The organism is Ancylomarina sp. 16SWW S1-10-2 (assembly GCF_009669305.1).
Classification (GTDB): domain Bacteria; phylum Bacteroidota; class Bacteroidia; order Bacteroidales; family Marinifilaceae; genus Ancylomarina.
Genome location: NZ_SADB01000279.1, coordinates 1 through 409 on the forward strand (window position 1 = coordinate 1; position 409 = coordinate 409).

Genomic DNA, 409 nt, shown 5'->3' on the forward strand with positions numbered 1-409 from the left:
GTCCAAGTACCTTCTCCAACTGCTGCTGTATTGCCGCCCAAACTAGAACTGATTAATGTTCCGCATTGGTTTTGATCGCTTCCAACGATAGCTGTTGTAGGTGTCTCATAATAATTAACGGTCAGCTCTGCGTTTGTTGACGCACATGCCCCGTTGGCAATGGTCCATCGATAAACGTAAGTCCCATATGCACTTGCTGTCGCGGTAGAACTTTCAGAATGAAGAGCACTAAATGTTGTTGTACCTGGTCCTGAAAATTGTGTCCAAGTACCTTCTCCAACTGCTGCTGTATTGCCGCCCAAACTAGAACTGATTAATGTTCCGCATTGGTTTTGATCGCTTCCAACGATAGCTGTTGTAGGTGTCTCATAATAATTAACGGTCAGCTCTGCGTTTGTTGACGCACATG

Annotated in this window: 1 protein-coding gene; it reads right to left on the reverse strand. The window is 45.2% G+C overall.

All coding sequences use genetic code 11. The annotated features are described in order from the left end of the window. Positions 1-409, reverse strand: a 409-nt coding sequence (locus EMN46_RS19775; protein WP_195715343.1) for a hypothetical protein, incomplete at both ends; no start/stop codon positions are given.